Below are 22,783 nucleotides of genomic sequence, written 5' to 3' on the forward strand. Positions count from 1 at the left end.
CCGGAGGGGGGAAAGGTGGCGCTGCGAAGCAGCGACGGATTGGGGGAACCACGTGGCAATCAAGCCTCGGCCTGATCAGTTGCGCCAGTCACAGAAGATGTGTGCATAGCGTAGCCCACTTCGTGGGGCGAGGAACCCGAACGGCGCCGCTTGTCCATTTGCATCGCTGCCCGAAAACATGCAGACATGGCGCCCGACGCGAGCGGTGCCAGAGGAATCAGCATGGTGGCGGTAGAGACAGTGCAGCGGGCATCGGGGCGCGGCATTTGGGGCTGGATGTTCTTCGACTGGGCGGCGCAGCCTTTCTTCACCGTTGTCACCACCTTCATCTTCGGACCCTATTTCGTCTCGCGCATGGCGAGCGATCCGACTGCCGGGCAGGCCGCCTGGGGCTACGGCATTGCCGCCGCGGGCCTGGTCATCGCGGTGCTGTCGCCGGTGCTCGGCTCGATCGCCGACCAGACCGGGCCGCGCAAGCCGTGGATCGCTTTTTTCGCGGCCATCAAGATCGCCAGCCTCACGCTTTTGTGGTTCGCGGCGCCGGGGTCCAACCTTTTCCTGGTCGTGCTCCTGTTCTCGCTGGCTTCGGTGGCGGCCGAATTCTCCACCGTGTTCAACGATTCCATGATGCCGCGGCTGGTGCCGAAGGAAGAGATCGGCCGGATCTCCAACATGGCCTGGGGGCTCGGCTATCTCGGCGGCATGATCGCGCTGATCTTCGTGGTGCTGTTCCTGGCCGGCAATCTCGAAACCGGCAAGACGCTCATCGGCCTCGATCCGTTGTTCGGACTCGATCCGAAACTCGGCGAGGACGCGCGCTTCACCGGGCCGATGTCGGCCGGCTGGTATTTCCTGTTCATCCTGCCGATGTTCTTGTTCACGCCGGACGCCATTAAGGGAATCCCGATCGGCCCGGCAGTGCGCGAGGGCCTGTCCGAGCTGAAGTCCACCCTGGTGGAAGTGCGCCAGCGCAGCGGCATCCTGCGCTTTCTCCTGGCCCGTATGATCTATCAGGACGGCGTCAATGCGCTGCTGGCGCTCGGCGGCACGTTCGCAGCCGGCATGTTCCAGTGGTCGATCACCGAGATCGGCTTGTTCGGCATCATCCTCAATGTCGTCGCCATCTTCGGCTGCTGGATCGCGGCGCGGCTCGATACTGCGCTCGGCTCGAAGCATGTGGTGATGATCGCGCTGGTGATGCTGTCGGTCGCCACCATCGGCGTCGTCTCGACAGGGCCTGGCTTCACGCTGCTCGGCCTGGTCCCGCTGCCGACCGCCGATTCCGGCGGCCTGTTCGGCACAGCTGCGGAGAAAGCCTATATCCTCTACGGCCTGCTGATCGGGCTTGCCTTCGGTCCGGTGCAGGCGTCATCGCGATCCTACATGGCGCGCAGCGTGACCGCCGCCGAGTCCGGCCGCTATTTCGGCATCTATGCGCTGGCCGGCCGGGCGACGAGCTTCCTGGCGCCGTTCATGGTGGCGAGCATCACCACCATCAGCGATTCGCCGCGGCTCGGCATGGCGGCGATCATCTTGTTCCTCGGCATCGGCATGGCGATCCTGGCGGGGACACCCTATCCGGCGGATAAGCCGAAGAGGTAGCGCGACTTTTCCTTCTCCCCTTGTGGGAGAAGGTGGATCGGCGCGGAGCGCCGAGACGGATGAGGGGTGCTCCAGCTTGGCGAACATGCCCGTCGAAAGCTGCAATCGCCCACGCCTCATTCCCTGGAGCACCCCTCATCCGTCGCCTTCGGCGACACCTTCTCCCACAAGGGGAGAAGGAAGAAGCGCATCAATGCCTGAAGTGCCTCACCCCGGTGAACACCATGGCGATGCCGTGCTCGTCGGCGGCGGCGATGACGTCCTCGTCGCGCATCGAGCCGCCGGGCTGGATGACCGCCGTGGCGCCGGCTTCAATTGCCGACAAGAGGCCGTCGGCGAAGGGGAAGAAGGCGTCCGAGGCGACGACCGAGCCTTTGGTCAGCGGCTCGGCGAGGCCCGCCGCTTCGGCAGCGTCGAGCGCCTTGCGGGCGGCGATGCGCGAGGAATCGACGCGGCTCATCTGGCCGGCGCCGATACCGACCGTCGCTCCGTCCCTGGCATAGACGATGGCGTTGGACTTGACATGCTTGGCGATGCGGAAGGCGAATTTGAGGTCGGCCATCTCAGCCGGCGTCGGCGCGCGCTTCGTCACCACCTTGAGCTCGATATCGTCGACGACCGCATTGTCGCGGCCTTGCACCAGCAGTCCGCCGGCGACGGATTTCACCGTCGTGCCGGCGGCGCGGGGATCGGGCAGGCCGCCGGTGACCAGCAGGCGCAAATTCTTCTTCGCCGCGACGATGGCGGCGGCCTCGTCGGTGGCATCGGGCGCGATGATGACCTCAGTGAAGGTCTTGACGATCTCTTCCGCCGCCTCGGCGTCGAGGATGCGGTTCATGGCGACGATGCCGCCGAAAGCCGAGACCGGATCGCAGGCCAACGCCTTGGCGTAGGCCGCCTTCAGCGATGAGCCTTCGGCAACGCCGCAGGGGTTGGCATGCTTGATGATAGCGACCGCCGCCGAGCGCGCCGGATCGAACTCGCCGACCAACTCGAAAGCGGCGTCGGTGTCGTTGATGTTGTTGTAGGAGAGCTGCTTGCCTTGCAACTGCTTTGCCGTTGCCACGCCCGGCCGCTTGTCTCCCGACAGGTAGAAGCCTGCGCCCTGATGCGGGTTCTCGCCATAGCGCATCACCTGGTCGAGCCGGCCGCCGAACGCGCGCCATGTCGGGTGCTCGATCTCCAGCGCCTCGGCGAACCATCCGGAGATCGCAGCGTCATAGGTGGCGGTGCGGGCAAAGGCCTTGGCCGCCAGCATCTTGCGGAAATCGAGCGACAGCGAGCCCAGATTCATCTCCAGCGCGTTGACGACGGAAGCATAGTCGGCCGGGTCGGTGACGATGGCGACGTAGGCGTGGTTCTTGGCCGAGGCGCGGATCATCGCCGGCCCGCCGATGTCGATGTTCTCGACGATCGAGGCATAGCCGGCGCCGGAGCGGCGGACGTCCTCGAACGGATAGAGATTGCAGACGACGAGATCGATCGGCTCGATGTTGTGGTCGTGCATCGCCTTGGCATGCTCGGCGTCGTCTCGGATGCCGAGCAGCGCGCCATGCACCGACGGATGCAAGGTCTTCACCCGCCCATCCATGATCTCGGGAAAGCCGGTGAGCTCGGAAACGTCGCGGACCGCCAGGCCCGCCCCGGCGAGGGCCTTTGCCGTGCCGCCGGTCGAAACCAGCTCAACGCCGGCGGCGGCGAGCGCCTTAGCGAAATCGACCAGGCCTGTCTTGTCGAAGACGGAAAGCAGCGCGCGACGCACCGGAACGAGGTCAGGCGCCGGAATGTTTTTTGTGGGCACGGCCATGGCGGGCGGCCTTTCAGAGCTGTTGGCAGGGACGTTGGCCGGCCCTAGCATATGAGCCCCGGAAATCAAGTGAGTCCGGGATCAGGCGCGCAGCCGTTTGCCAGCCAGCCTCAGTTGTTTTCGGAATAGCCGGAAATAATGGTGCGGGTCAGCTGCCAGTGGACCTCGGCAATTTCCGAGGCCTTGAAGGCGAGCACGATCTGCCGGCTGCGGCGCGGCCCGCTCAGGCCGGCAAAGTAGATCGATTCCTCGACCTCCGGCACCACTTCGGCGCAGGTGAAGACCCAGCTGTCGCCCTGCGCGCCGGCGAGCGTCAGGCGGTCGTGGTCGTCCTGCAGCAGGCTGATGTCGGGATGAACGTGGAAGCGCACCGTGACGAAGTCGCGGCCGTTGTTGCGGATCGCGGCATTGCCCGGGCGCAGGAAGCGGTCGCGGCCGGCAAGGACGTTGCCGTTGCTGGTCAGCTTCAGCTCGCGCTCATGCAGGAAGCCGAACTGCTGGACATAGCCGTCATGACGGGCGACGAAGCCTTGCATGCCCTTCTGGTCGAGGCGCTTGCAGGGCACATGCTGCGGGCCGCCGATCAGTGGCGAACCCAACAGGTCGCTGACGCGCAGCGAGTGGCTGAAGCGCGCCGACGAGGTGTCATTGAGCGTGGCGGTCGAATGCGCGGCGGTGGCGCGGGCCAGCGGCCGGAATTCCGGGGCGCCGTAGGTGTCGATGCCGGCATTGACGATGAAGTGCTGGCGCCCGGAGGAGAGCTCGAAGGCGAGGCAGCCGGCATGTGCTGCGTTGGAGACGTCGACCGGCGGCGGCAGGCCGGTGTCGGCGATCACCGTCACGCCGCCCATCGACAGGCGCTCGTAGCCGGAATGCGGCGCGTGCAGCAGCGGCGCGCCCACCGTGTCGTCATGGCGCATGATGGTGGCGATGCGGTCGTGGATGGTGGCGCCCATGCCGTTGAAGCGGGCAAGGCTGCCGTCCTGATGGCGAAAGAAACGCAGCGCCGGCAACATCCGGTCGATGGCGCCGATCAAGGCCGACGGCGGCGCCTCGGCCTGGTTGGCATAGGTCTGGCGCAACGGCAGAAGGTCGGCCAGCAGCTCCAGCACCGCCATCGGCTTGCGCGAGATATGGCCGCCATCAGGCAGGATCTGATGCTCGAGCTCCTCGGCCAGGTTGCGTGTCGCGGCACGCAGCGCCGAGGCCGGCGCCGGCAGGGACAGCGCGGCGAAGGCGAGCGCGATGCGGGCGCGCAGCCTGGCCTCGCCATCGGGCATCTCGCGCACCATCGAGCGGAGATAGCGGATCTGCACGGCGAGCGATTTCAGGAACGCGCGATAGAAAGGGAATTCGGCGCCCTGCAGCACCACCGAGGAGTGCTGCAGCCAGGCGATCACCCGCTTGGCCGTCGTTCCCGGCTCCCAGGCGATGCCGGAGATCTGGTTGCCATGCATGGCGATCCAGTCGGTCACCAGGGCTCTCGCATTGGCGGCGGCGAGCTCGGTGCCGGTGGCGCGCATGTGGCGTAGCCAGCGGAAGCCATGCAACGATTTCTGCCAGCCGCGATTGGGCACGTCGAGCTGAAAGGGCGACTTGCCGCCGGTCTCGACCAAATGGCCCGACAGAGGGTAGCGGCCGTAATAGATCTCCAGCGCGATCTGCGGGTCGGCGAGCCGCAGATCCGGCGGCGCGATCAGGACGCGCTCGGGCGTGCGGCCGGAATAGCGCCAGCGATAGACCGGCCCGGCGCGGAGGCGCCGGCGCGTTTTGCGCCAGAACTCCCTCGCGACAAGCGTCCAAAGACGCGTCGTGCTGCCGGCAACAAGTGCCAATAGCCCTCCTGATGTCCCCATAACCCGAGCACAAGCTTATGCGATTCAAGAACTTATGCGAAGGCGGATTTCGCCGAAGTGAACCGCTTCACGCCGCCTTGCCCGTGCCGTCGCTAAAAAAGTCAGCAAATTTTATGAGATAACGTTTCAATCGGCCCGTCTCATCCGCGCGGCAAAGAAGCCGTCCAGGCCTGAAATCCCGGGCGATTCCAGCGCGAGGTCGGCCGGCGTGGTGCGCAACATACCCTCCGGGGTCAGAAACGGATCGACGCCGGCAAATTCGCCAGGCCGGATCGGATCGGCGACGATGCCGGGGCTCCCGGCGAGGAAATCGCGATAAAGCTCCTCGCCTTCGATCGGGTCGAGCGAGCAGTTGGAGAACACGATCCGTCCGCCGGGCCTGACGAGGGTGACGGCATGGGCAAGCAGCCGGCGCTGGAGATCGGCGAGCTTTTCGACATCGGCCATGGTCTTGGTCCATGGCACGTCGGGGTGGCGGCGCACCGTGCCGGTCGAGGAGCAGGGCGCATCGAGCAGCACGGCGTCGAACAATTGTGCCGGCCGGTAATCCAGGAGGTCGGTCTGGACGAGCTCGGCGGTCAGGCCAAGGCGCTCGAGATTCTGACTGAGCCGCGCCAGCCGGTTCTTCGAGGTGTCGAGCGCGGTCACCTCGGCGCCGGCCAGAATAAGCTGCGCCGTCTTGCCGCCGGGCGCGGCGCAAAGGTCGGCGACGCGCTGGCCTCTGATGTCGCCGAACAGGCGTGCCGGCAGGCTTGCCGCCGCATCCTGCACCCACCAGGCGCCGTCGGCGAAACCGGGGAGGTCGATGACATTGGCGGCAAGCTTCTCGACGCGCACGGTGCCAGTCGGCAGCACGATGCCGCTGAGACGCTCGGCCCAGATCACCGGGTCGGCCTTGACGGTGAAGTCGACCGGCGCCTCGTGGCGATGGGCGGCAAGGATGGCTCGCGCCTTGTCGGCTCCGTAAGCAGCGGTCAGCCGCTCGAAGAACCATTGCGGCGCCTCGCTGGTGGCGGCAAGCGCCGGGGCAAGCTCAGCCTCCTTGGCGCGCGCCAGCGAACGCAGCACGCCGTTGACGAGGCCGGCGAAACGCAGCGTTCGCGGATCGGACTTGGCGTGGGTGACGGCAAGGTCGACCGCGGCGCTGTCGGGAACATCGAGAAACAGGATCTGCGCGGCGGCGACATTGAGGATATGCGAGAGCGCCGTGGCGTTGGCCGGCAGCGGCTTTTCCAGGCGCTTGGACAAAAGCCCGGCAATGGTCATGCGGTGGCGCAGCGCCGTGACCAGGATGGCGCGCACCAGCGCCCGGTCGCGGCCGTCCAGCGCCTTGTATTGCGGATGGCCGTGCTCGTTATCGGTCAACCCGTCCAGCGGCGTGCGGGCATCGATGACGGCGGCAAGCAGCCGCGCCGCCGCCTTGCGTGCGGCAAGGCCGGCGACGTTCTCGTCACCAGCCTTGTGTTGCGGATTGCCTGAATGTCCGCGCCTCGGCGGCGTCACGACCAGGGACCCTTCGACCGGACATTGCGCGGTCCGGTCGGGTTGCGGCCCCAGGGATTGGGCTTTGGCGGCGCCGGCTCAGCCTCCGCTGGCGGCGGGTCCGCCGGCTTGCCCCATGGCCCCGCCGACGGCTCCTCGGGCTGAATGGGTGGCGGAGAAGCCCGGCGCCGGGCGACCGGCGATGCGCCACCCATCGCGCGCGCCATCTCCTGCAGCGCGGCTATGCGGTTCTCGGTGCTCGGGTGGGTCGAGAACAGATTGTCCATGCGCTCGCCATGCAGAGGATTGATGATGAAAAGATGCGCCATCGCCGGATTGCGCTCGGCATCCTCATTGGGGATCCGTTCGGCGCCGCGCGCGATCTTGTTGAGCGCCGAAGCCAGCCACAACGGGTTGCCGCAGATCTCGGCGCCGCGCCGGTCGGCTTCGTATTCGCGGGTGCGGCTCACCGCCATCTGCACGATCATCGCGGCGAGTGGCGCAACGATCATCGCGACAAGCACGCCGACAAAGCCGAATGGATTGTTGTTCTCGCGGCTGCCGCCGAAGAAGAAGGCGAAATTGCCGAGCATCGAGATGGCGCCGGCGAGCGTCGCCACGATCGTCATGGTCAGCGTGTCGCGATGCTGCACATGGGCAAGCTCATGCGCCATCACCGCCGCGACCTCTTCATGGGAGAGCCGCTCGAGCAGGCCGGTGGACGCCGCAACGGCAGCATTTTCCGGATTGCGGCCGGTGGCGAAGGCGTTGGGCTGCGGGTTGTCGATCAGATAGGTCTTCGGCATCGGCAGGCCGGCCTGCTTGGCCAGCGCCTGCACGATCGCGTAATATTCGGGCGCGTTCTTCGCGTCGACCTCGACGGCGCGGTTCATCGACAGCACCATCTTGTCGGCGTTCCAATAGCTGAACAAATTGGTGCCGGCGGCGACCAGAAGCGCGATGACCATGCCGCCCGAGCCGCCGATCAGATAACCGACGCCCATGAACAGCGCCGTCATCGCGGCGAGAAGCATGGCGGTGCGAAGCGTGTTCATCGTTTCATCCGTCTGGTCTGATGGCGGAGGAGGTGGCGAATAGAGGTCGATCCTTCTGTCGTCATGGCTATATGATGGGAGGCGCCGGTCTTCGTTTCAATCGGCGGGAGTATCGCATGACTGAAGAACCCAGCAAACCCGAAGCAGTTGCAACGACCAAAGAGCCGCAAAAAACGCTAACCCCAGCGGCGCAGCGCGCGTTGACCGAAGCCGAAGCGCGTCGCCGGAACTACCGAGCGGCCGAAGCGCAATTGCCGAAGGAAATCGGCGGTCGCGGCGGCAAGGAGCCCGGCCGCTACGGCGACTGGGAGGTGAAGGGGCTCGCCACCGACTTCTAAGCAACCGCACGCTCGGGCGCGAGCGCGATCCAGCCACTGACGTCCGTAGCGATGCCGATTTCCTCATAGGAACGGATTGTCGGGTGCGGCGTGACCAGCGGGTGGACATGCGTGGCGCTGATCACCACCACCGACGCACCGGAGGCCTCGCCTGCCGCGATGCCCGCCGGCGCATCCTCGAAGACCAGGCAGTCGCGCGCCTCAACGCCGAGACGCTTTGCCGCCAAAAGGAAGCAGTCCGGCGCCGGCTTGCCATGGGTGACATCTTCCGCCGTGACCATCATGGCGGGAACCGGAATACCGGCCGCCTCGATGCGCAGCAGCGCCAGCTCGCGCGGCGCCGAGGTGACGATCGCCCAGCGCTCCGGCGGCAGCGATTGCAGAAACGCGATGGCACCAGGAATCGGGACGATGCCTTCGAGGTCCTCCGCCTCGGCCTTGAGCAGCGCATCGGCTTCGGCGACGGCGTCGACGCCCGGCAGCTTCAGTCCCGCGATCGTCTCGATCGCGCGCTTGCCATGGATCGTGGGCAGGAAGCTCGCCACGTCGAGGCCGTGACGCTCCGCCCATTTTGCCCACACCCGTTCCGCCGCGGCGATCGAGTTGAGCACCGTGCCGTCCATGTCGAACAGGAAGGCAGCGAATTTTGAGCCTGCAAACATCGAATGTCCTGGAGAATCGTTTTCGGGAGGGGCGAAACGCAAAGCCCAGTTTAGACCGGCCGGCACCGCCTGAGAAGGCGAGAGGCCCACCATTTCATCCCGGCACGGGAACAAGCTCCGGCTCGCGGCGTTGAACGGGCAGTCTTTCCAAAATCATCAAGGGGGGCATGCGATGCTGATCCGGCTCGGCTATGAAATCGCCATCGAATGCGCGGCCGTGACGCCGATCATCTCGCTTCTCGACATCCATCCGGACCGCCATGCCGACATCAAGCGGCAGACGCGGGTTCTGACCTCGCCCTCGGTGCCGACCCGGACCTATCGCGACCGCCACGGCAATATCTGCCGTCGTTTCACGGCGCCGGCAGGCAACTTCCGCATCCTCTATGACGCGGCGGTCGAGGACAGCGGCGAGACCGACGAGGTGAACACGCTGGCGCACGAAACGCCGGTCGCGGAACTGCCGGACGATGTGCTGGTCTATCTGCTCGGCAGCCGCTATTGCGAGACCGACCATCTCAGCGACACCGCCTGGCAGCTTTTCGGCCAGCTGCCGCCCGGCTGGGCACGCGTCCAGGCGATCGTCGATTACGTCAACAGCCGGCTTTCCTTCGGCTACGGCTATGCGCGCGCCACACGCACGGCGGCCCAGGCGCATGAGGAGCGTGTCGGGGTGTGCCGCGATTTCGCGCATCTGGCGATCGCGCTTTGCCGATGCATGAACATTCCGGCGCGCTACGTGAACGGCTATCTCGGCGATATCGGCGTGCCGGCCGACCCGGCGCCGATGGATTTCTCGGCCTGGATGGAAGTCTACCTCGACGGCAAATGGTACACGTTCGATCCGCGCCACAACCGGCCCCGCATCGGCCGCGTCGTCATCGCGCGCGGCCGCGACGCCACCGACGTGCCGCTGCTGCACAGTTTCGGCCCGCACCGGCTCACCCTGTTCAAGGTCTGGACCTACGAGCAGGAAGGCAACCGCTTCAATCCCCCGCATCACGGCGTCGATCGGACGGCCAGCGCGCAGATGCTGGGGTAGGTTCTGTCGATATTCAGGTGAGGCCGGCCTGCGAAGGACGGCCTCCTGCGCTTCCGGTGCTCACGTACTTTAAGCACGCTCCGCTCCGGTTCTCGGAAGCCGCCCTTCTCGACTCGGCTGACCCGAATCTCAACAGACCCTGCGCTGCGCCATGTTTCACCGGAGCCGCTGACCCGCTTCGGCACAGTTCGATTGTGCCGAAGAGAGAACGACCGCGACAGTCTTCAAGACTATGGTAAGCGCTTCATGAAGGTCGCGTTTCCAAGGCATTTTCGTTTACTTCCGGTTCACCTTCAGATTTGCCGAAAGTCAGCAAAAACAACGGATTAACCTCTTGTTAATCGCCTTACGGCGGCTTCTGGCCGAAATCCTGCAACGCCTCTGCCGAGCGGCACGGTGCCGCGGACAGTGGAGGCGGAAGGGATGCGGCAGTTCAGAGGTGTCGTTCGTGGGGTGGACGGCTTTGCCCGCAACCGCGAAGGCAATTTCGCGGTACTGTTCGGAGCTGCCGCATCGGTCCTCGCGCTGGGTGTGGGATTCGCCGTCAATATCTCGCAACTCTACAATGCGAGGTCGAGCCTGCAGGGCGTCGTCGACGCCGCCGTGACCTCGACGGCCCGCGATCTCACCCTCGGCGTCATCACGGAAACCGATGCCAACAAAACGGTGCAGGCGTTTCTCGAGGCCAACAGCACGGCCGGCATCCTGCAGGCCAACCAGATCGTGCTCGACAGGCTTACGGTCAACAGGACGGCCAACACCGTACAGGCGGATGCGCATGTCGATGTCGGCCTCTATTTTCCGCTGTTCAGCACCAGCACCATGCGCCGCGTGACCGCCTCGACCTCGGCGCTTTATTCCGACAAGACCGTCGAGGTGGCGATGATGCTCGACGTCACCGGTTCGATGAGGCCCGACTGGCGCACCAAGACCAACAAGATCGGCGACCTGCAGGCAGCCGCATCACAGACGGTAAAGGATCTCCTGGATCAAAACCGGGATCCCAACGATCCCCGGATTCGGGTATCGATCATACCCTACGCCGAAGCCGTCAACACCGGCGGCCTGGCCGATACCGTCTTCGTCGAGACCGAGACGGGGCCGAAAGTGCCGCCGCCGATCGATGCCCCGGTAGCGGTTTCCACTACGGTCTCCGATCATTGCGCAACCGAGCGCAAGGACAAGGACGGCTACGCCGATTATTCATCGGACGGGCCCTACACGCAACGCCGGGACAACCAGGGCAAGATCTATCTGGCCAAAGTCAACCGCGACTACCGCATGACGCTATGCCCTACGGCTGCCCTGGTTCCGCTGACTGCTGATGAGGACAAGCTGCTGACGGCGATCGATCATTTTCAGGCTGGGGGCGTGACCGCAGGCGGCATTGCCGCGCAATGGGGCTACTACATGCTCTCGCCATCCTGGCGCACGGCAATCTCGAGCGCCCGCCTGGGTGCCGGCCCCGCCAACTTCGATCGGAACAGGGTGGCCAAGATCGCCATTCTGATGACGGACGGCCAGTTCAACACCGCCTTTGCCGGCGGACGCGGCGCGTCGCGGTCGCAGGATCAAGGTCAAAAGTCGCGCGCCAATGCCGAAGCCATCTGCGATAACATGAAACGCGACAGCATCGAGATATTCACCATCGGCTTCGATCTCAACGACCCGGCTATGTCCGCGACCGAACGCGATCAGGCCAAGTCCCTGTTGAAGAACTGCGCGACTGACGACACCTCGTCGCTCAAGCATTACTACGAGGCCGCCAACGGCGCCGAATTGAAACAGGCCTTCGGCGAAATCAGCCGTAATATCGAAAAGCTTACAATCAGCCGCTGAACTGCAGCGCCGACCCCAAAAAGGAAAAGGCCGCCGCTTCTTGACGAAGCCGGCGGCCTTCCGTGTTTCCGTCCATGACGCGGCTTCCGGCGGCAACCCCATCGGGCTACCTGCCGCGCGTCTCGCGCCTTAACGGGAAGACTGCTTCCCGAAAGTGCAATCCGCTGAGCTCACGTTATGGAAAACGAAATCACTCGACATCGGATCACCTCCTTTCAGTTCGTTGAACACACACAGATGATGGGGTGCGTCGCGGCAAATGGCAAGGTGCCGCGACGGAATGGCAAGCGGGAAATCCCTGCCCGCGGTGTTTTTGGGCAACAGATCGGGATTGCGCTACGCAGGCCAGTTGGATGACAGTGGCGCCCGGGAGGGCCCGCATTCGACGCATCGGGAGGTGAGAATGGACGCCGCCGACAAAGCCGCGCGGATCGCACGAACGGTCGTCGAGACGCTGAAACCGGGTTTCGCGGTCAAGCTCTGGACCGGCGAGCGCATCGGTCCCGCCGGCGGTCCTGTGCTCACCATCAACGACCAGGATATCGTCTGGCAATTGCTGCGCCGGCCGCGCTTCTCGACGCTGGTCGAGATGTGGATCTCCAAGACCATCGACATCGAAGAAGGCACGCTGTTCGATTTCTACGCGCTGCCTTCGCAAGGCAAGCTCAAGGCGAAGCTCAGATCGCTGCCGAAGCTGGCGATTTTGCGCGACCTGCCGGCGGTGCTTTTCTCGCGCAAACAAATGACGGCGCGCAGCGATCTTTCCGGCCGCAACCCTTATGTCAGCGGGTCGAACAAGGAGGCGATCCAGCACCATTACGACATTTCGAACGCCTTCTATCGGCTCTTCCTCGACGAGCGCATGGTCTACAGCTGCGGCTATTTCAGGGATTTCGCCAACGGCATCGACCAGGCGCAGATCGACAAGCTCGACCATATCTGCCGCAAGCTCAGGCTGAAGCCGGGCGAAACGTTGCTCGACATCGGCTGCGGCTGGGGCGCGATGCTGATCCATGCGGCGAAACATTACGGCGTCGTCGGCCACGGCGTCTCGCTGTCGCAGGCCCAGACCGAGCTTGCCCGCGAGCGCATTCGCGCCGAGGGGCTGCAGGATCGCATCACCATCGAGATAAAGTCCTATGCCGAGCTCTCCGGCAGCTTCGACAAGATCTCGTCGATCGGTATGTTCGAGCATTTGGGGATCGCCAACCACGCTGCCTATTTCTCGACTGTCCACCGCCTGCTGAAACCCGGCGGCATCTATCTGCATCATGCCATCACCCGGCGCAGCAAGGGCGACCTGAAGAAGACCCTGCGCAAGGGGCCGGAATACAAGGCCCTGATCAAATACATCTTTCCCGGCGGCGAGCTCGACACGATCGGCATGACGCTCGGCAATCTCGAGGCGCTCGGCTTCCTGGTCTATGACGTGGAAAACCTGCGCGAGCATTATGCGCAAACCTGCCGCCTGTGGGCGGAGCGCCTCAGTGCGCGCTTCGATGAGGCGGTCGCCGAGGTCGGCGAGCCCAAAGCGCGGCTGTGGCTGCTCTATCTGACGGGTTGCTCGATCACCTTCGAGCGCGCCTCGGCGCAGATTTTCCAGACCGTCGCCACCAGGCGCGCCCGCGGCCCGAGCGGCCTGCCGCCGACACGGGCGGATTTGTACCGGTAGACCCGACCCGCTTCAGTCCATCAAGCGCATCGGCGCGCCGAGCTCGATCCGCGCGGGCCGGTCGACCGTGCAGTAGACACCGAGATTGTGAGCGTTGTGGCGTACCAAATTGCGCAGGATGCCGGGGTCGGTGTCGAAGCCGTCCTGGGCGATGATGGTGAAGCCGCAGCGGCGGCAGGGTTCGGAGACGGTGAGCAGCAGATCGCCGACCGCGAGCTTCCTGCCGATCCATTGCGTCTCCGGAAAGGCGCCTTCGACCGGGTCCATCTCGACAACGATGTTGGGGCGGAAGCGGCGCGGATCGGGCGTTCCCTCGGGATGCAGCGTCTTCAGCCTGGCCAGCGAGGCGGTGGTGAGCAGATGGATCGGTGCCTTGGCATAGCGGGCCTCGGTCAGCGGGCCGGCGTAGCCGGGCGTCGCGTTCTGCGCGCCGAACGGCCGGATCGAAGCCTCGAAGCCGAGAAAGGCCGATACCGCGCGGTCGCTTTCCGGATCCGGCGCCGGCAGCCATTCGCCACCGGGCACCGCCACTTCGAGCTGCCATTCCCTATTCACCGGGGCCTCGCTCAGCCTGGTGCGGATCAGCGGCACCTTGTGCCATCTGGCCTCGCGGTCGGGCCTGGCGATCTCGCCGTCGGAAGCGTCGACCAGTCCGAACAGCCGGTCGCCGTCGACGGTCCTCAGCCCGACGGAGATGGCATCGCGCCGCTCGCCGGCGAGCGAACTCGCCGGATAGCGCCAGAGCTGGCTGACGGTGCCGAGGATTGCCTTGCCGGTCATCAGCCCTTCTTGTTCTGCCGGTTGGCGACGAGATCGTCGACCACGGCCGGATCGGCGAGCGTCGAGGTGTCGCCGAGCGCGCCGAAATCGTCCTCGGCGATCTTGCGCAGGATGCGCCGCATGATCTTGCCCGAACGGGTTTTCGGCAGGCCAGGCGCGAACTGGATCTTGTCGGGCGTGGCGATGGCGCCGATCTCCTTGCGGACATGCGCGACCAGCTCCTTGCGCAATTCCTCGCTCGATTGGGTGCCGGCCATCAGCGTGACATAGCAGTAGATGCCCTGGCCCTTGATGTCGTGCGGGTAGCCGACGACGGCGGCTTCCGACACCTTTTCATGGCTGACCAGCGCCGATTCCACCTCGGCCGTGCCCATGCGGTGGCCGGAAACGTTGATGACGTCGTCGACCCGGCCGGTGATCCAGTAATAGCCGTCGGCGTCGCGCCGGCAGCCGTCGCCAGTGAAGTATTTGCCCTTGTAGGTCGAGAAATAGGTCTGCACGAAACGGTCGTGGTCGCCATAGACGGTGCGCATCTGGCCCGGCCAGGAATCGACGATGCAGAGATTGCCGTCGGCCGCACCCTCCAGCACCTTGCCTTCGCCGTCGACCAGTTGCGGCCGGACGCCGAAGAAGGGTCGCGTGGCGGAGCCGGCCTTGAGGTCGGTGGCGCCCGGCAGCGGCGTGATCATGATGCCGCCGGTCTCGGTCTGCCACCAGGTGTCGACGATCGGCACCTTGGCGTTGCCGACGACGTTGTAATACCATTCCCAGGCTTCCGGATTGATCGGCTCGCCGACCGTGCCCAGCACGCGCAGCGACTTGCGCGAGGTCTTGTTCACGTGGCTGTCGCCGGCGCCCATCAGCGCGCGCAGCGCCGTCGGCGCGGTGTAGAAGATGTTGACCTTGTGCTTGTCGATCACTTCCCAGAAGCGCGACTGCGAGGGGTAGTTCGGCACGCCTTCGAACATCAGCGTCGTGGCGCCGTTGGCCAAGGGTCCGTAGACGATGTAGCTGTGGCCGGTCACCCAGCCGACATCGGCCGTGCACCAGTAGATGTCGCCGTCATGGTAGTCGAACACATACTGGTGCGTCATCGAGACATAAACGAGGTAGCCGCCGGTGGTGTGAAGAACGCCCTTCGGCTTGCCGGTCGAGCCGGAGGTGTAGAGGATGAACAGCGGGTCCTCCGCCTTCATCTTCTCCGGCTTGCAGTCGGCCTTAACGGTCGCGGCCTCCTCATGGTACCAGACGTCGCGTCCAGGCACCCAGCCGGTCTTGCCGCCGGTGCGGCGCACGACCACCACTTTTTCCACCTTGGTGCCTGCCTTGGCGGCGATGTCGATCGCCTTGTCGGTGTTGTCCTTGAGCGGGATCGGCTTGCCGCCGCGCAGGCCCTCGTCAGCGGTGATCACGATGGTCGATTTACAGTCGTCGATACGGCCGGCCAGCGCATCGGGCGAGAAGCCGCCGAACACGACCGAATGGATCGCGCCGACACGCGTGCAGGCGAGCATGGCATAGGCCGCTTCCGGAATCATCGGCATGTAGATGGTGACGCGGTCGCCCTTCTTGACGCCATGCTTCTTCAGCACGTTGGCGAAGCGGCAGACATGCGCGTAGAGCTCATTATAGGTGACCTTGCGGTCGTCATAGGGGTTGTCGCCTTCCCAGATGATGGCGGTCTGGTCGCCGCGCTTCTTCAAATGCCGGTCGATGCAATTGTAGGAAACGTTGGTCTGGCCGTCCTCGAACCACTTGATCGAGACCTTGCCGTCGAAGGAGGTGTTCTTGACCTTGGTGAAAGGCTTGAACCAATCGATGCGCTTGCCGTGCTTGCCCCAGAACTTATCCGGATTTTTCACGCTGTCGGCATACCATTTGAGATAGGTGTCGTTGTCGATCAACGCGTTCTTCTTCCACGCCGGCTGGACGCGGTGGACATGCACATCGGACATTTCTTTGCTTTCCTCCCAAACCATCCACCGGCTTGCGCCGCCGGCGCCATCGCGGCGAAGCGGCCGCGAATTCGCGGGCATTATTAACAGTTCCGCGGTGACGGCAACATTAGACGTTGGATTCGCGTGGCGGGATGACGCAGGGGCAATTGGACCAGCCATTAGCACTCTCGCTTCGCGGCTGCTAACCGCCTGTTTTAACGACAAAAATTTTGCAGAGTCTCGAAGAAATCCATAGACAGTTAAGCAACCGTGGGCACAATTCAGCGTTGGGAGGAAGGAGAATCAACCAAGGAAACGCAATGCGCGACAATTCCGAAATGGATCTGATGCTCAGGGGATACGGGCTGACTACGGCTAAGATCCTTTATCATTACCCCGATCACCCGCACCTGCTGCAAAGCTATGTCTGGCAGGACTATGACCTAGCTCCGGAATTCCCGGTGCTGATCCGCTTCATCGAGTTCTGGAAGACCAAGCTCGACGGCCCGCTGCATTCGGTCACCTACACGCATCAGAAGCTGATCGCGCCGAACGAGTGGCGGAAGGTGGATGGGGAGTTTCGGGTGCACTGAGGCGGCGGTACAGCTGATCTCCCCCGCAAGGGGGAGATTGGCAGTTTCAGCGCTGGCTTCACACCGCCGGCGGGTTCAACCGGGCGAAGCCTTCCTGGCGGCGATAGGGGAAGTACGGGTAAGGCGCCGTCACCGCGCTTGCTTCATCGAGCGCCGCGATCTGCTCCGCCGTCAACGCCCAGCCGACGGCGCCGAGATTCTGGCGCAGCTGCTCCTCGTTGCGCGCGCCGATGATCACCGATGCTACGGTCGGCCGCTGCAGGAGCCAGTTGATGGCGACCTGCGGCACGGTCTTGCCGGCCTCGGCGGCGACCGCTTCCAGTGCATCGATCACCTTGAAAAGCTGCTCGTCCTCGACCGGCGGGCCGAAATCGGCGGTGCCGTGCAGCCGGCTCTTCTCCGGCAAGGGTTTTCCGCGGCGGATCTTGCCGGTGAGCCGGCCCCAGCCGAGCGGGCTCCATACCAAGGCGCCGACGCCCTGGTCGAGGCCGAGCGGCATCAGCTCCCATTCATAGTCGCGCCCGACCAGCGAATAATAAACCTGATGCGCGACATAGCGCGGATAGCCGTGCTTTTCCGCCAGGCCGAGCGATTTCATCACCTGCCAGCCGGAGAAATTGGAGACGCCGACATAGCGCAGCTTGCCGGAGCGCACGAGGTGATCCAGCGTCGACAGCACCTCCTCGATCGGCGTCGAGGCGTCGAAGGCGTGGAGCTGAAGCAAGTCGATATAATCGGTGCCGAGGCGCTTCAGCGCCGCGTCGACGGAGCGAATCAGGCGCGAGCGGGACGAGCCCCAGTCGGCCGGGCCATCGCCCATCGGCAGGGACGTCTTGGTCGAGATCAGCACCGCGTCGCGGCGGCCCTTGATGGCCTCGCCCAGCACCTCCTCCGAAGCGCCGTTCGAATAGACATCAGCCGTGTCGAAGAGGTTGACGCCCGCCTCCAGGCAGATGTCGACCAGGCGGCGCGCTTCCTTCGCGTCGCTGTTGCCCCAATGGCCGAACAGCGGGCCGGAGCCACCAAAAGTTCCGGCGCCGAAGGAAAGGGCGGGCACTTTCAGGCCGGAGGCGCCGAGAGGTCGATAATCCATGTTTTTTCTCCTGATTGGATGTCGAAGGGAGTCAGCGCTCAGCACTGCGCGGTGACCGGCCTGCCGATCGCCCGGCCGCGTTCGAGACGCAGCGCCATGAACACGACGCCGAGCGCGGCGAGCGGCACTAAGCCGGCCACAAGGGGGACGGCGCCGAGGCCGGGGCCGTGGTCGATGACGAAGCCGCCAAGCCAGGCGCCGATGGCGTTGCCGAGATTGAAGGCGGCGATGTTGAAGGAGGAGGCCAGGCCCTGGCCGGCGCCCTCGGCCTTCTCCAGCACCCACATCTGCAGCGGCGCGACGGTGGCGAAGGCGGCGGCACCGAGCAGACCGACGGCGACAATCGCTGCCACCGGCTGGTGGATCGCCGCGGCCATCACGAACAGCATCGCCGAAAGTGCGACCAGCGTGCCGATAACCGTCGGCACCAGATGGCGGTCGGCAAGGCGCCCGCCAAGCAGATTGCCCGCCACCAGGCCACCGCCGAAAACCAGCAGGATCGGCGACACGGCTGCCTCGGAAAAGCCGGTGACGCGGGTGAGGATGGGCGCCAGATAGGTGAAGGCCGCAAAGACGCCGACCCAACTCAGCACCGTGGTCAACAAGCCGAGCAGCACCGGCCGGCGGCCGAGCACGGCGAGCGTGCCTTCGGAGGTCTCCTCTTCCTCCGTGGCGGTAGGCTCGTCGCGCGGCACCAGCAGCGCGATCACGGCAAAGGCGATGACGCCGATAAGCGTGACGGCCAGGAAGCTCGAACGCCAGCCATAGGCTTGGCCAAGCCAGGTGCCGAAGGGCACGCCGAGGATGTTGGCGACGGTAAGGCCGGTGAACATCAGCGCGATGGCCGAGGCCTTACGGTTGGGCGCGACAAGGCTGGTGGCCACGACGGAGCCGATACCGAAGAAGGAGGCATGGGCGAAGGCGGTGAGCACACGGGCCGCCATCAGCGTCCAGTAGTCGGGCGCCAGCGCGCAAGCGAGGTTGCCGACGGTGAAGACCACCATCAGGGCAAGCAGCAGGGTCTTGCGCGGCAGGCGTCCGGTCAAGGCGCCAAGCAGCGGCGCGCCGACGACGACGCCCAGCGCATAGCCGGAGATGAGCAGGCCCGCGGCCGAGATCGAGACGCCGAGATCGGCGCTGACATCGAGCAGCAGGCCCATGATGACGAATTCGGTGACGCCGATGCCGAAGGCGCCGGCGGTGAGGGCATAAAGAGCAAGAGGCATTGGCGATGGTCCATTTGGTGCTGAAGGACGCTCAGGCCCGCGCCCCGACACGCAAGATCGTGATCCGCCAAGCTGTGAACCAGCCTTGCATCGGGCATATTTTCTGTGAAATAGATTCACGAATGGCGAGACCGGACATCAACCGCTCCGGCGAGGTCGAAGTGTTCGTCCGCGTCGTCGAGGCGGGCAGCTTCTCGGCCGCGGCGCGGGCGCTGCGCATGACGCCGTCGGCCGTGAGCAAGCTGATCGCGCGGCTGGAGGCGCGGCTTGGCGCGCGGCTGATCAGCCGCTCGACGCGCAAGCTGCAGCTGACGCCGGAAGGGGCTGCCTTCCATGGCAGCGGCCTGCGCATCCTCGCCGATCTCGACGCGGCCGAGCGCGAAGCGGCGGCGGGCGCGGCGCCGCGCGGCAGGCTGAGGGTCAACTCCTATGTGCCGTTCGGCCAGCACCGGCTGATGCCGCTCTTGCCGCGCTTCCTGGAAAATTATCCCGAGATTTTCGTCGAAGCCGTGCTGACCGACAGTGTCATCGACCTTCTGGAAGAGCGCGCCGATGTCGCCATCCGCGCCGGGCCGCTGCGCGAGTCACGCCTGGTTGCGCGCAAGCTCGGCCAGAGCCGGATGGTCCTGGTCGCGTCGCCTGCGTATCTTGCAGCGCGCGGCAGGCCACGCGCATTGTCCGACCTCGCTCGCCACAACATGCTGGCCTTCGGCTTCGCCAGGCACATAGAGGGCTGGCCGTTTGTCGATGCGACAGGCAAATCGATCATCATGCCGATTGTCGGAAACATGTCGCTGACCGACGGCGAAGCGATGCGGCGAACGACGCTGGCAGGGGCCGGCATAGCCCGGCTGGCGCGCTGGCATGTTGAACCCGATATCGCCGCTGGGCTGCTCGTGCCGTTGCTGGAAGAGTTCAATCCCGGCGACGAGGAGCCGACGCATGCCGTCTATGTCGGTCAGGGCAAGCATCTGCCGGCCCGCGTCCGAGCGTTCCTCGATTTTCTCGCGGAAAGCGTTCGTCTCTGAATGAGGAAAGAGCCGCGCGCCAATGGCACGCGGCTCCGACCTGTCTGCCCGAGCGGAATTACGCCTTCGGCACGAACGGCGCGGGACGCCGGCCGGCGCCTTGCCGCTCCAGCATCCAGCCGGGATACTCGGCAGGCAGCGCGCTCACCTCGTCGAGCCTGGCGAGGTCGTCGGCGTCGAGCTTCAAGCCGGTCGCGGCGAGGTTCTGCTCGAGCTGGTCCATGCGACTGGCGCCGATGAGGACGCTCATCACAAAAGGTTTGGCCAGCACATAGCCCAGCGCCACCGTGGCGACGCTGACATCGTGCTTTCCGGCGACCTCGCGCATGACCGCAACCGCCGCCCAGGCGCGGTCCTCATTGACCGGCGGGAAGTTGAAGGAAGCGCGGCGGCCTTCGCCATTGCCGGGCGCGCCGGGGCCGTATTTGCCGGAAAGCAGCCCGCCGGCCATCGGCGACCAGACCATCAGGCCAAGCTTTTCCTCGTTGATCAGCGGCACGATCTCGCGCTCGAGATCGCGGCCGGCGATCGAGTAGTAGGATTGGATAGTCTCGAAGCGGGCATAACCTTTGCGCTCCGCGATGCCCAGCGCCTTGGCGATACGCCAGGCCTGCCAGTTGGAGACGCCGACGTAACGGACCTTGCCGCTGGCGACGAGGTCGTCGAGCGCGCGCAACGTCTCGTCGATCGGCGTGACCGTGTCGGTGCCGTGCAGCTGGTATAGATCAATATGGTCGAGCTGCAGCCGCTTAAGGCTGCCGTCGACCGAATCCATGATGTGACCGCGCGAGGAGCCGCGCTCGTTCGGCCCGTTGCCCATGGCCCCATGCACTTTGGTGGCGATGATAACATCCGAACGTTTCACGCCGAGGTCCTTGAGCGACTGTCCCAGCAACTGCTCGGACTGGCCGAAGGAATAGACATCCGCCGTGTCGAAGAAATTGACGCCGGCGGCGATCGAGCGGCCGACGATCTCGTTGACGCCCTTCTGGTCGAGACTGGCGATCAGGCCCCATTGGGCATTCTCGCCGGCGGCGCCGAATGTCATGGTGCCGAGGCAGAGTTCGGAAACGAACAGGCCGGTGTTGCCGAGCTGATTATAACGCATGGTGAGATTCCCCGAGAAAGGAGTGAATATGCACCAAGCAAATAGGAACGGTCCGTTTCGTTTCAAGTTCTGGCGCAAGCGCGGTGGTCAACTTGATGTGAAGTTGCCAATCAGCGGATCTTGAAACGTCAGACTTCCCAAGGATTGACGACCGTCACGCCCATGCCTTCGAAGTCGGCCACGTTTCGAGTGACCAGGATCAGGTCGTGCACGAGGGCGGTTGCCGCAATGAGGGTGTCGGCGTTCCCTCGCGTACGTCCGGCCGTGGTACGGCCCCACGCGAGGGCGACCTCTTCCGTGATCGCCAGGATGCGGTCCGCATTGTCTCGGCGCAGTTCCCGCAGCCAGACGTCAAGCCGCGCTGCCCTGTCGGGGTCGGTCTTGCGCTGCTTGACGGTCCCACGTTCGATCTCACCAATGGTGATCACACTGAGACTGATCGAGGTCGGATCAACCGAAGCCAGCCAGGCGGTTGGTTTCGGCAGTCGCCTCTGCGCGTCTGAAACAACGTTCGTATCGAGCAGATACATCAGAGGTCGACGTCCCGGATCATCGTATCCGAGCGGCGGGTGATTTCCTTATGAAACTCATCGTCCCAGCCGGGGCCGGTCAGAAGATATTCAGCGAGCGATTTCTTCTTCCCGGCCAAGCGGTCGTAGTCCTCGGCGGACAGCACGACCGCAGCCCGTTCGCCGCGAAGCGTCACGGTCTGCGGCCCTTCTGTTCGCGCGCGCTGGACCACTTTTGAAAAATTGTTCTTCGCGTCCTGAAGATGCCAGTTCATCCGCAGCTCCTAGCTAGCTTGGCTAGATATAGCGTGGCGGCAGCGGATCATCAATCAACCCCACGGAAAGATAGCGGGTGACGGCGTCACCGGTTGCCGAAGATTGCCGACCCGACCCTGACGCTGGTCGCGCCGAAGGCGATGGCGGTCTCGTAATCGCCGGACATGCCCATCGAGAGCTTCGCGACACCGGCCTCGCGGGCGAGCTTTTCCAGCAGCGCGAAATGCGGGCCGGGGTTTTCATCGGCCGGCGGGATGCACATCAGGCCTTGGATGGCGAGACCGTGCATGTCGCGGCAGCGTTTGACGAAAGCGACCGCCTCGCGCGGCTCGATGCCGGCCTTTTGCGGCTCGGAGCCGGTGTTGACCTGGACATAGAGTTTCGGCGCCCGGCCCTGCCGCGCCATTTCTTTTGAAAGCTCGGCGGCGATCTTCTCACGGTCGACCGTCTCGATGATATCGAAAAGCGCCACCGCTTCCTTGACCTTGTTGGATTGCAGCGGGCCAATCAGGTGCAGCTCGATATCAGCGAATGCCGCCTTCAGCGCCGGCCATTTGCCTTGCGCTTCCTGCACGCGGTTCTCGCCGAACACGCGCTGGCCTGCCTCGATGACGGGGCGGATGTCCTCGGCCGCGAAGGTCTTCGACACCGCCACAAGCGTGACGGCGCCGGGCGCTCGCTTCGCCTCGCGCTCGGCGTTCGCGATCTTCGCCCTGACCGCGTGAAGCTGCTCTACGGCGTTCGTCATGCCACTATCCTGCCTATAGTTTTCATGGTCGGCCGGCTCGCCGCAGTTGACGGGTCCGGCAATCCATGGTGAACACCGCGACGACATTGTCTCGGCTGCCGGCCCAGGCGTGTCGATATTCAGGTGATGC

General features: G+C 64.8%; 20 protein-coding genes. 7 read left to right on the forward strand and 13 right to left on the reverse strand.

Annotated elements, in window-relative coordinates:
- The first annotated feature begins 222 nt into the window (after positions 1–222).
- Positions 223–1,602 (forward strand): MFS transporter, encoded by a 1,380-nt coding sequence (locus LB538_RS20595; RefSeq protein ID WP_224528353.1) that lies wholly within the window; start codon positions 223–225, stop codon positions 1,600–1,602.
- Between the two features lie 190 nt (positions 1,603–1,792).
- Here the strand turns inward: LB538_RS20595 and purH are convergent, their stop codons facing one another.
- The 4 genes from purH to htpX form a co-directional block, all read right to left on the reverse strand.
- Positions 1,793–3,409 (reverse strand): bifunctional phosphoribosylaminoimidazolecarboxamide formyltransferase/IMP cyclohydrolase, encoded by a 1,617-nt coding sequence (gene purH / locus LB538_RS20600; RefSeq protein ID WP_224528351.1) that lies wholly within the window; start codon positions 3,407–3,409, stop codon positions 1,793–1,795.
- Positions 3,410–3,519: 110 nt separating this feature from the next.
- Entirely contained in the window at positions 3,520–5,265 is a 1,746-nt protein-coding gene (locus LB538_RS20605; RefSeq protein WP_411909043.1) for a heparinase II/III family protein, read from the reverse strand.
- 126 nt (positions 5,266–5,391) lie between these two features.
- Entirely contained in the window at positions 5,392–6,768 is a 1,377-nt protein-coding gene (locus LB538_RS20610) for an RsmB/NOP family class I SAM-dependent RNA methyltransferase (RefSeq protein WP_411909044.1), read from the reverse strand.
- Positions 6,765–7,802 carry a zinc metalloprotease HtpX gene (gene htpX, locus LB538_RS20615; protein ID WP_224528334.1) on the reverse strand — a complete coding sequence of 346 codons (1,038 nt, stop codon included), beginning with the start codon at positions 7,800–7,802 and terminating at the stop codon, positions 6,765–6,767. Before htpX ends, LB538_RS20610 begins: the two co-directional genes overlap by 4 nt.
- Before the next feature lie 116 nt (positions 7,803–7,918).
- Between htpX and LB538_RS20620 the strand changes: the two genes are divergently transcribed.
- Positions 7,919–8,140 carry a DUF1674 domain-containing protein gene (locus LB538_RS20620; RefSeq protein WP_224528333.1) on the forward strand — a complete coding sequence of 74 codons (222 nt, stop codon included), beginning with the start codon at positions 7,919–7,921 and terminating at the stop codon, positions 8,138–8,140.
- Here LB538_RS20620 and LB538_RS20625 read toward each other — a convergent pair.
- Positions 8,137–8,802 (reverse strand): HAD-IA family hydrolase, encoded by a 666-nt coding sequence (locus LB538_RS20625; RefSeq protein ID WP_224528330.1) that lies wholly within the window; start codon positions 8,800–8,802, stop codon positions 8,137–8,139. The two genes, LB538_RS20620 and LB538_RS20625, sit on opposite strands and share 4 nt — an antisense overlap.
- A gap of 172 nt (positions 8,803–8,974) precedes the next feature.
- Here LB538_RS20625 and LB538_RS20630 point away from each other — a divergent pair, with 172 nt between their 5' ends.
- The 3 genes from LB538_RS20630 to LB538_RS20640 all read left to right on the forward strand — a co-directional run bounded on the left by LB538_RS20630 (position 8,975) and on the right by LB538_RS20640 (position 13,355).
- On the forward strand, positions 8,975–9,844 hold the full coding sequence (locus LB538_RS20630) for a transglutaminase-like domain-containing protein (RefSeq protein ID WP_095769748.1): 870 nt from the start codon (positions 8,975–8,977) through the stop codon (positions 9,842–9,844).
- A 423-nt stretch (positions 9,845–10,267) separates the two neighbouring features.
- Positions 10,268–11,683 carry a pilus assembly protein gene (locus LB538_RS20635; RefSeq protein WP_224528324.1) on the forward strand — a complete coding sequence of 472 codons (1,416 nt, stop codon included), beginning with the start codon at positions 10,268–10,270 and terminating at the stop codon, positions 11,681–11,683.
- Positions 11,684–12,086: 403 nt separating this feature from the next.
- Complete coding sequence (locus tag LB538_RS20640) at positions 12,087–13,355, forward strand: SAM-dependent methyltransferase (protein ID WP_224528321.1); 1,269 nt, start codon at positions 12,087–12,089, stop codon at positions 13,353–13,355.
- Positions 13,356–13,367: 12 nt separating this feature from the next.
- Here LB538_RS20640 and LB538_RS20645 read toward each other — a convergent pair whose 3' ends face one another.
- Positions 13,368–14,135 (reverse strand): MOSC domain-containing protein, encoded by a 768-nt coding sequence (locus LB538_RS20645; protein ID WP_224551557.1) that lies wholly within the window; start codon positions 14,133–14,135, stop codon positions 13,368–13,370.
- Positions 14,135–16,090 (reverse strand): acetate--CoA ligase, encoded by a 1,956-nt coding sequence (gene acs, locus LB538_RS20650; RefSeq protein ID WP_224528314.1) that lies wholly within the window; start codon positions 16,088–16,090, stop codon positions 14,135–14,137. Before acs ends, LB538_RS20645 begins: the two co-directional genes overlap by 1 nt.
- A gap of 302 nt (positions 16,091–16,392) precedes the next feature.
- Between acs and LB538_RS20655 the strand changes: the two genes are divergently transcribed.
- On the forward strand, positions 16,393–16,665 hold the full coding sequence (locus tag LB538_RS20655) for an usg protein (protein WP_095769745.1): 273 nt from the start codon (positions 16,393–16,395) through the stop codon (positions 16,663–16,665).
- A 58-nt stretch (positions 16,666–16,723) separates the two neighbouring features.
- On the opposite strand, the gene LB538_RS20660 is transcribed toward LB538_RS20655, so the two are convergent.
- Positions 16,724–17,758 (reverse strand): aldo/keto reductase, encoded by a 1,035-nt coding sequence (locus tag LB538_RS20660; RefSeq protein WP_224528312.1) that lies wholly within the window; start codon positions 17,756–17,758, stop codon positions 16,724–16,726.
- A 38-nt stretch (positions 17,759–17,796) separates the two neighbouring features.
- The gene (locus LB538_RS20665) at positions 17,797–18,984 is read right to left on the reverse strand and encodes an MFS transporter (protein WP_224528310.1); all 1,188 of its coding nucleotides are present in this window, start codon (positions 18,982–18,984) and stop codon (positions 17,797–17,799) included.
- Between the two features lie 122 nt (positions 18,985–19,106).
- On the opposite strand from LB538_RS20665, the gene LB538_RS20670 reads away from it, so the two are divergent.
- Positions 19,107–20,012, forward strand: coding sequence for a LysR family transcriptional regulator (locus tag LB538_RS20670; protein ID WP_224528308.1), 906 nt, complete (start codon positions 19,107–19,109; stop codon positions 20,010–20,012).
- Between the two features lie 58 nt (positions 20,013–20,070).
- Here LB538_RS20670 and LB538_RS20675 read toward each other — a convergent pair whose 3' ends face one another.
- The 4 genes from LB538_RS20675 to LB538_RS20690 all read right to left on the reverse strand — a co-directional run bounded on the left by LB538_RS20675 (position 20,071) and on the right by LB538_RS20690 (position 22,653).
- Positions 20,071–21,120 (reverse strand): aldo/keto reductase, encoded by a 1,050-nt coding sequence (locus LB538_RS20675; RefSeq protein WP_224528306.1) that lies wholly within the window; start codon positions 21,118–21,120, stop codon positions 20,071–20,073.
- 128 nt (positions 21,121–21,248) lie between these two features.
- Positions 21,249–21,650 (reverse strand): type II toxin-antitoxin system VapC family toxin, encoded by a 402-nt coding sequence (locus LB538_RS20680; RefSeq protein WP_224528303.1) that lies wholly within the window; start codon positions 21,648–21,650, stop codon positions 21,249–21,251.
- A complete protein-coding gene (locus LB538_RS20685) occupies positions 21,650–21,904 on the reverse strand; it encodes a type II toxin-antitoxin system Phd/YefM family antitoxin (protein WP_095769739.1) in 255 nt (84 codons plus the stop codon). Before LB538_RS20685 ends, LB538_RS20680 begins: the two co-directional genes overlap by 1 nt.
- Positions 21,905–21,990: 86 nt before the next feature.
- Positions 21,991–22,653, reverse strand: coding sequence for a YggS family pyridoxal phosphate-dependent enzyme (locus LB538_RS20690; RefSeq protein ID WP_224528302.1), 663 nt, complete (start codon positions 22,651–22,653; stop codon positions 21,991–21,993).
- Positions 22,654–22,783: the final 130 nt, after the last annotated feature.

The sequence above is a fragment of the Mesorhizobium sp. Ca11 genome, assembly GCF_020165275.1.
Classification (GTDB): Bacteria; Pseudomonadota; Alphaproteobacteria; order Rhizobiales; family Rhizobiaceae; genus Mesorhizobium.